Here is a 6,151-nt window from a genome sequence, read left to right as displayed (position 1 = left end):
TTGCGCCGCTACAATGTGTGCTCACGGTAATTAGGGGTTTCATGTCTTAACTGACGAGCATTAGGGCAGGATTTCCTGCCCTTTTCTTTACTCTTCGTCTGGCTGGTAATACTGCACGCCAATCTCAATACGCTCGCGGCCGCTGGCGACACGATGGCGATTGCTGTCGCGCAGCGAATAAATGCAGCCGCAATACTCCTGCTGATAAAAACGTTCGCGCTTGCTGATCTCAATCATGCGTGACGAACCGCCACCTTTCCGCCAGTTGAACTCCCAATAAAGCATATCGGGATAATGCGCCGCTGCGCGCACGCCGCAGTCGTTGATCTGCTGCATATTCTTCCAGCGCGAAATACCGAGTGAACTGGTGATCACCGGGAAGCCGTTTTCATGTGCATACAGCGCGGTGCGTTCAAAGCGCATGTCGAAACACATGGTGCAGCGCACGCCACGTTCCGGTTCCCACTCCATACCACGCGCCCGCTCAAACCAATTGTCTTTGTCGTAATCGGCATCAACAAAGGGCACGCCAAACTGCTCGGCGAAGCGGATGTTCTCCTCTTTACGCAGCTCGTACTCTTTCAGCGGATGAATGTTTGGGTTGTAGAAGAAGATGGTGTAATCGATGCCGGAAGCCAGCATCGCTTCCATCACTTCGCCCGAACAGGGCGCACAGCAAGAGTGCAACAGCACTTTATTGTGACCGTTGGGTAAGGGCAGCGGCTGGCGGGTAAAGGTGTCAGACATAAGCTTTATTGGTTAATGGAGTGTTGCGTAAAGTCTAAGGGGATAGCGCTGAAGATGCAAAGTTGAGGAAAAACAGGCAATAAAAAAGGCCGCAAACGCGGCCTCTGGATTGAGCGAAGAAAGTTATTCAGTCACTTTCTTTTTCAGATCGCTGGCACCTTCTTTGGTTTTATTCCAGCCCTTCTGCGTGCCTTCTTTGGTGGCATCCCAACCTTTCTCAGAACCTTCTTTGGTTTTGTTCCAGGCTTTCTGCGTACCTTCGCTGGCTTTGCTGGTCATGCTGTCGCTTTTACCTTCTGCGGCATGCTTGGCTTTGAGCTGCTGCTCTTTACCTTCGTTCTGCGCCTGATGCAGTTTTTCTTTGGCGGTGTTCGCACCGGCCTGCGCGTTAGCGACAGTTTCATCAGTTGCATGTGTGGTCGCGGCAAAAGCCGAAGATGCCATCAGAATGGCTGACAGTGCAATAATGGTCTTTTTCATAATTCCCTCTTTCATGAAATATGTCGTCTCAGGTAATCATCCTGGCATAGGCCGGGATGGAAAGATTTAAGAATAAACCAGGAATGAAAAAGGTCTAGTTTCGCTGGGAAAATCACCAGTAGATAGCATTTTAGGTTGTTGCAGGAAAGGATTAGAGCCACCTGAGCGGTGGCTCTGCAGTATTAATCTGCCAGCTGCTGCGCAATCGAGCTGTACATGAGAGCGGCTTCAAGTGGCTGAGCATTCATCTTCGGTTCGGCTTCCGGCCAGGTTGACCATTGCACGATCACCAGGTTTTCAGCACGGTTCACCATAATCACCTGACCATAAATTCCCAGCCCCCACAGTGAATTTTTCAACGATTTATCGGCGGTGGGAGCGACATGCTGCGCATTGGCGGCAACCGCGTTGTTCCACCATTGATAGCCGTAAGAGCCGTCGGGATGAGCGGCTGAGACCGAGTTGCGCGCCTGCGTCCAGTTGGATGCATCATCCAGCCAATGATCGGGCAACATCTGCTGACCATCTGGCAAACGACCATTATTCATGATGAACAAACCAAAGCGGCCCCAATCTTCCAGCGTGGCGTTAAAACCGTGTGCGCCCACATCGTGCTGGCCTTTGGCATAAGCATGCCATACGCCATCGCTGGCCATGCCGTAAGGCTTCCAGATGGTTTGCTCCAGCCAGGAAGCGATTGACATGCCGGTGGCTTTCTCCAGCACATCGCCGAGCAACCACGCACCGCCGGATGAGTACGACCAGGTTTCTCCCGCCGGATGTGCGCGATGCAGTTGTTTGATGATATTGCGCACGCAATCATAGGTGCCAGGGCGCGCTTCACACTGCGTCAGATGGGCAAAGTCAGAGTTGGGATTGGTGTAATCCTCGTTCCAGGCGACACCGGAAGTGTGCTGGATCAATTGCTTCAGCGTGACGCCATCCCAGGCGGTGCCTTTGAGATCCGGCTCGTAATCTGTGACGCGATCGTCAAGCGAATGGATTTTACCTTGCTTGATGGCGATGCCAACCAGCGTGGAAACCACCGATTTGCCCACTGAACGGGACGTCCATAATGTCTGGTCGGTATTGCCTTCTCCGAGATACTTATAGGCAATTTGCCCGTTTTTCAGCACCAGCATACCGCTGACATTTTCCCGTTTCAGGTAGTCGGCCAACGAATAGCGTTTGCCGTGAAAGGTGTAAGAGGCATTGATTAGCGGCTTACTGGCGGCTTTTAGTGGCGTTGATACGCCATGATGAAATACATCGCCTGCATAGTTGCGGTAATCATTGCGGAATCCCACCACGCGACCGGCCTGGCTCCAGCTCAGCATCTGGTGCGGATCCGGCAGCTTTTTATCAAATGGCTGCGGACAAGATTGCAGCATTACGCCGCCGCAATCCTGTGTTTCCGCCGCGTAGGAGTGCGATGCGAAGGAAAGGGCGATCGCGCTCAGCGATGCGGCCATCAGAATGGGTTGTAAAAGACGTTTATTCATTTTTTGCTCTGCGCTTGAGGAGTGAATACGCAGCAGTATATGAATGGTTAATCCCCTGATAAAATCACTTAATGGGGGAAAAACCCTCTCAATTCTGGAGTCTGTTATGAGCGCGTTGCGCTACTCTTTTTCGCAAATTGAAGCCTTTGCCACCATTGCTGAAACCGGCAGCGTCTCGAAAGCCGCCCTATTGCTGGGGAAGGATCGCACCACGGTACGTGACTTGCTGGATTACCTTGAAGATGCGTTGGGTTACACGCTGTTTTTACGGGAAGGGCGCAGGTTGCTGCTGACGGAGAAAGGCCAACAGCTGCATCGTCAGGCGCATCTTTTTCTGCGCCAGGCGCAGGCATTTGAATCCTACGCGCGCGCATTGCCTGCAGCCATCGAGCAGGAACTGGTGTTGGTTTACGATCCTTTCGTTCCGCACGCTTTTCTTCATGCTGTGATTGAATACATGGCTGAAAAGAACATCCGTTTTAATGCGTGGAGCGGTACGCGCGATGAGGCTGAAGCGGCGCTCAAAAGTGGCCAGGCGCATGTTGCCATTTGCCAGGCGCAGCATCGTACGCTGGGTAATGAGATGGATTGGCAGGCGCTGGGAACCATCGAACTTAACTTTTTTGCCGCGCGCACGCTATTTCGCGATCAACCACAGCCGGTGACGCTGCTTGATCTGTCGCTGATTCCGCAGTTGGTGATGCATCCACACCACGATGAACAGATTAGTCGACGCCTGCAAATTTCTGGAAAATCCCTGTTCGTTAACGATCGCGCCATCCTGCAGCATTTGCTGGAAAGTGGCGCAGGCTGGGGATTTCTGCCGACGCATTTTCAGGCTCAGCAGTGGCGCAACGTGCAACTGTTGCGCACCGAAGTCGGCAATCAGGGATTGAACGTTACGCTGGTAACGTTGTGGAATCCGGGTGGCAATAAACACGCGATAGCCGAGGCGTTTATCGCCAGCCTGCCTGAGCTCTGGAGCCGAATCTATTCCTCGTCACGTTCTTTAGCAGCGCGCTGACGATCGTAGAACTCATCTTCGGCGGCGATGATCTCATCCATCAATGAGTTCATATCCACTTCATGCACCTCTTCGACGAAGAGACCGGTGAGCGGCGTTTCTGGCGTCAGCTTTCCATCTTCATATAACTGCCAGATCTCTTTCGCATAGCGCGTTTTCAAAATCTGCGGAGCGTATTGCCCGTAATAGGCGGTGATGTTATTCACATCGCGCTCAAACATCGATTCCGCGTGATTGTTTGCCGCGGCATCGACAGCTTGTGGCAAGTCGATAATGACCGGTCCGTTGGCATCCTGCAGCACGTTGAATTCCGACAGATCGCCATGAACAATGCCGGCGCACAGCATGCGCACGATATTGCGGATCATGGTATCGAAATCCTTTATGGCGTTCTCTTCGGACAGGAACACATCGCTCAGGCGTGGCGCAACCAGGCCTTCTGCGTCTGTGACCAGCTCCATCAACAATACGCCGTCGATGCAAATGTAGGGCTGCGGGACACGCACGCCGGCATTGGCCAGGCGGAATAACGCATCAACTTCCGCGCTTTGCCAGGTCTCTTCTTGCTGCTTGCGCCCGAATTTCGACCCTTTTTGCATCGCACGTGAATTGCGGCTGTTACGGACTTTACGTCCTTCCTGATAATGCACGGCCTGCTTGAAACTTCGTTGTGTGGCGTCCTTGTACACTTTGGCACATTGGATTTTGCCGCCCGTTAATACGGTATAAACGTCAGCTTCTTTGCCGCTTCTTAGTCTTTGTAGTACTTCATCTACCAAGCCATCATCGACGAGAGGCTGGAGTCGGTTTGGGATTTTCATGCGAGTCGCCTTGAAAGAGTCCAGATACAAAAAAGCCCGTAAGGCTTGCGCCATACGGGCTCTTAGGACTTCATCGAATGACTCTGGTAATCATCGATGGAGAATTTTGGTGGCTGGCGGAGTCTGAAATAGCAATATAACCCTATGAAAATAAAATGTTTTATTCAATTCAAGTTTCCGTCGTATACCTAAACGTATACCAATTCAGGAAAGTAACAGGTCAAAACTCGAAATTGGACCATCTTATCTCATCAGCGAAATAGCTGATTTAATATACTCTTCATGAGGTTTAAACCTCGACATATGCCGCACACACACAACCGGAACCCGGTGGGTGTGGAATTTAGCATAAAAGGCGTATGTGGTGTAATACCCTTTAGGATGGGAATACTTCAACGTACCAGCCTCGCCAAAATATTTGAGCAATAAACTGGCGGCGGACAGTGAAGTCAGCCCATTGCTGTAAGCGATAATCACCTCTGGGTTGCAAAGGTGTAGCGTTACATTCTCAAAGAAACCCATTGAGTTTTTCACCAGTTGCTCAACGGCTAGATTCTGCTTCAATGCTTCCTTTTGTATGGATGCTGCATTTTGGGAACACATCATAAGAGCGTTGGTGTAAACGACATCCTGCCAATCATAACCAAGCCCAACAGGGATTTGTTGCAACCTCTTCGCGAGGTGAGTTATTCCCCAGGCACCTTCGATTCCGTTCTGAACATTTGAGATGGTAGGGGACTCGAAATCTTTCTCAATGGATTGCGCGTTGGTAATGTGAGCATCTACGAGGGAACCATTGAATCCCATCATTATTACGCGCTTTCGATCTGGAGGAGATGCTAAAAGTTCAAAGGCACTGTCGTAAGGCCTTCCTGGTAAATCGCTTAAACCAAAGTCTGCTAAACCATCTAAGATGAATTTTTTTGTGGCTTCCATTTGAATCCCTTCGATGAAAATCATCACTTCATAATACGTGAAAAAAGTTTTTTTTGGATTTATCCTTCACTACGTTCACCTTATATTTTTTACAATTAAAAACAATGGATTAAGTGATGATTAATTCATGAGTGGTGAGCTGTATCGTTCACCGCTGGTGAAGCATGGCCGCAAAAAAAACGGCTTTCGCCGGTTCTGGTCAGTCATCTTGCTATTGGATCATCACATTTCGGCAGGCAGTCGCTGCCGTGCATCTCCAGCTTCGTGCGTCGCTTCAGGTTGTGATTCGCACCCTCCCGCATGATGCTCTCAAGCGACAAACCAAACATCTTCATACTTTACGAATTTTTTAGCGTTGGCCCCTAATATAGGTACCCGCAAAAATCGACTATTGAATCGACGTCTCGTTTGAGGCCTATAGCTTCATCCGAATTTTGCCAGGACTGAAGCGTAACTCTTGCGTACTGTGGCAAGCTGAAATACTGCATAAGCTGGCACATGATAACGGCAAGCTCTCCGCTGATTTTTCTTTTTGTAGTGGCACACTGAATTTGGCCACCTGAATAGAGGTGATATCATCACCTCATAGTCAAAACAGGTGACATTATGACCGGACGTAACAGACGCAATTTTAGCCCCGA

The 6,151-nt window shown here is 50.3% G+C and carries 6 protein-coding genes and 1 pseudogene; 1 reads left to right on the top strand and 6 read right to left on the bottom strand.

What is annotated here, in order from left to right:
* Window positions 1-87: 87 nt before the first annotated feature.
* The 3 genes from HX773_RS10515 to HX773_RS10505 all read right to left on the bottom strand — a co-directional run bounded on the left by HX773_RS10515 (window position 88) and on the right by HX773_RS10505 (window position 2,729).
* Window positions 88-747, bottom strand: coding sequence for an epoxyqueuosine reductase QueH (locus HX773_RS10515; protein WP_008101584.1), 660 nt, complete (start codon window positions 745-747; stop codon window positions 88-90).
* Between the two features lie 123 nt (window positions 748-870).
* The gene (locus HX773_RS10510; RefSeq protein ID WP_008101580.1) at window positions 871-1,227 is read right to left on the bottom strand and encodes a hypothetical protein; all 357 of its coding nucleotides are present in this window, start codon (window positions 1,225-1,227) and stop codon (window positions 871-873) included.
* A 182-nt stretch (window positions 1,228-1,409) separates the two neighbouring features.
* Complete coding sequence (locus tag HX773_RS10505; RefSeq protein WP_176971464.1) at window positions 1,410-2,729, bottom strand: serine hydrolase; 1,320 nt, start codon at window positions 2,727-2,729, stop codon at window positions 1,410-1,412.
* A 106-nt stretch (window positions 2,730-2,835) separates the two neighbouring features.
* Between HX773_RS10505 and HX773_RS10500 the strand changes: the two genes are divergently transcribed.
* The gene (locus HX773_RS10500) at window positions 2,836-3,753 is read left to right on the top strand and encodes a LysR family transcriptional regulator (protein WP_176971463.1); all 918 of its coding nucleotides are present in this window, start codon (window positions 2,836-2,838) and stop codon (window positions 3,751-3,753) included.
* Here HX773_RS10500 and HX773_RS10495 read toward each other — a convergent pair.
* From HX773_RS10495 to HX773_RS26155, 3 genes and pseudogenes are all read right to left on the bottom strand, one after another.
* Complete coding sequence (locus HX773_RS10495; RefSeq protein ID WP_176971462.1) at window positions 3,720-4,574, bottom strand: PA4780 family RIO1-like protein kinase; 855 nt, start codon at window positions 4,572-4,574, stop codon at window positions 3,720-3,722. The two genes, HX773_RS10500 and HX773_RS10495, sit on opposite strands and share 34 nt — an antisense overlap.
* A 243-nt stretch (window positions 4,575-4,817) precedes the next feature.
* Window positions 4,818-5,510, bottom strand: coding sequence for a hypothetical protein (locus tag HX773_RS10490; RefSeq protein ID WP_176971461.1), 693 nt, complete (start codon window positions 5,508-5,510; stop codon window positions 4,818-4,820).
* Window positions 5,511-5,713: 203 nt separating this feature from the next.
* A pseudogene (locus tag HX773_RS26155) lies at window positions 5,714-6,043 on the bottom strand (DNA primase); the annotation flags it as partial.
* Window positions 6,044-6,151 lie beyond the last annotated feature (108 nt).

This window comes from Pantoea sp. B9002 (assembly GCF_013385945.1).
Taxonomy (GTDB): Bacteria; Pseudomonadota; Gammaproteobacteria; order Enterobacterales; family Enterobacteriaceae; genus Pantoea.
Note: the sequence above shows the minus strand (reverse complement) of the source record. Positions and strands in the feature narration are given on the sequence as shown.

Excerpts from the sequence above, each read along its gene's own strand:
- HX773_RS10495 (WP_176971462.1), bottom strand. The coding sequence starts at position 4,574 with ATGAAAATCCCAAACCGACTCCAGCCTCTCGTCGATGATGGCTTGGTA.
- HX773_RS10510 (WP_008101580.1), bottom strand. The coding sequence starts at position 1,227 with ATGAAAAAGACCATTATTGCACTGTCAGCCATTCTGATGGCATCTTCG.
- HX773_RS10505 (WP_176971464.1), bottom strand. The coding sequence starts at position 2,729 with ATGAATAAACGTCTTTTACAACCCATTCTGATGGCCGCATCGCTGAGC.
- HX773_RS10490 (WP_176971461.1), bottom strand. The coding sequence starts at position 5,510 with ATGGAAGCCACAAAAAAATTCATCTTAGATGGTTTAGCAGACTTTGGT.
- HX773_RS10500 (WP_176971463.1), top strand. The coding sequence starts at position 2,836 with ATGAGCGCGTTGCGCTACTCTTTTTCGCAAATTGAAGCCTTTGCCACC.
- HX773_RS10515 (WP_008101584.1), bottom strand. The coding sequence starts at position 747 with ATGTCTGACACCTTTACCCGCCAGCCGCTGCCCTTACCCAACGGTCAC.